The organism is Mesorhizobium sp. M4A.F.Ca.ET.020.02.1.1, assembly GCF_004022645.1.
In the GTDB taxonomy this organism is placed as follows: Bacteria; Pseudomonadota; Alphaproteobacteria; order Rhizobiales; family Rhizobiaceae; genus Mesorhizobium.
On the sequence record NZ_RZOI01001107.1, the window covers coordinates 1 to 1,317 of the forward strand.

Here is a 1,317-nt window from a genome sequence, read left to right on the forward strand (position 1 = left end):
TGCCGACAGTGTCGAACTCGTCGCGATCCTCGTCCGCGTCGTCATCGAAATCGTCGCGATTCTGCTGGACGTTCTGGATCGGCATCTGCGCCTGCGCGGCGGCAATGATGCGATTGTAGTGTTCGGCGTGCTGAAGATAGTTTTCCGCCATCACCCGGTCGCCGGAGCTTTGCGCGTCACGGGCGAGTGCGGCGTATTTTTCGGCGATCTGCTGAGCCGATCCGCGGATCTTCACATCCGGGCCGTTGCTCTCGTAGTTGCGCGTCAGGGGATTGGGGCCCTTGCGGTTGTTGTTGTTGCCACCGCCGCCGCCATTGTTATTGCGACCGCGCATGCGCCTGTTCTGCTGTTGTGGCCTCATTCGACTCTCTTCAGTGTGAAATTTTTGAAAACTCTTCGCGAACGGAGGCGCTCATGCAGCCAGCCGTTTCGTTTCTTCACCGGCGTTCGCCCGCATCAATTGCGTTGGCGCCACGTGCCATCCTGTTCCGGTTACATCACTTGCCGGACGATTCCCGCACGAAGCATTGGCGTCGATCGCGCAAGAAGGCAGCTATTTCCAAGGAAAACCGAATCGCTAAGAGCACTGCCTGCTTCGTCTCATCCGGCTACTTTGACCCTAGCTGCATTCCCGGGCATTGCCAAGCCCTTTTTCGCACTGCATCAGGGCTTTGCGCGTTCGAACACCAGAGCCCTGTCGTTACCGCCGAGGTCGCGAAACTTATCGGCCAACCGATAGCCGGCTGCCGTGAAGATGTCCGCCACTTCGATTCGCTGCGTGTGGCCGATCTCGACCACGACCAAGCCTTCGGTTTCCAGAAAGCCCGCCGCCTCAGCGGCTATGATCCTGTAGGGGTCCAGACCGTCCGCGCCGCCGTCAAGCGCCAGATGCGGATCGAAACCGCGGACCTCGTCCTGCAGATTTCCTATGTCTTGCCGAGGTATATAGGGAGGGTTTGCGGCAATTACATGGTAGCTGCCGGAAACTTTTGCAAACCAGTTGGATTCAAGCGTTTCGAACCGGTCGGCGAGCCCCAGGTCACGGGCATTGCGCATGGCTGTGGCCAGCGCACCCGCGGCTATGTCGACACCGGTCGCGACAGCGCCGGGAACGGCGCTAAGCAGCGCCAGCGCGATGGCGCCACTACCGGTGCCGAGATCGAGGATACGGCATTCGCCTTGCCGCTCCGCCGTTGCCTTGGCGAAGGGCAGGATCGCCTCGACCAACGTCTCGGTGTCGGGGCGCGGCTCCAGCGTCTCCGGCGAGAGCCATAGCCTCAGTCCGTAGAACTCGCGAAACCCGAGGATTCGGTGCAC

General features: G+C 60.8%; 2 protein-coding genes. Both read right to left on the reverse strand.

From position 1 onward, the window contains the following. Window positions 1–334 (reverse strand): DUF4167 domain-containing protein (locus EN742_RS35220; RefSeq protein WP_245492482.1); only part of this gene is annotated, 334 nt, incomplete at its 3' end. 329 nt (window positions 335–663) lie between these two features. Next, window positions 664–1,317 (reverse strand): peptide chain release factor N(5)-glutamine methyltransferase (prmC, locus tag EN742_RS35225; protein ID WP_128333899.1); only part of this gene is annotated, 654 nt, incomplete at its 5' end.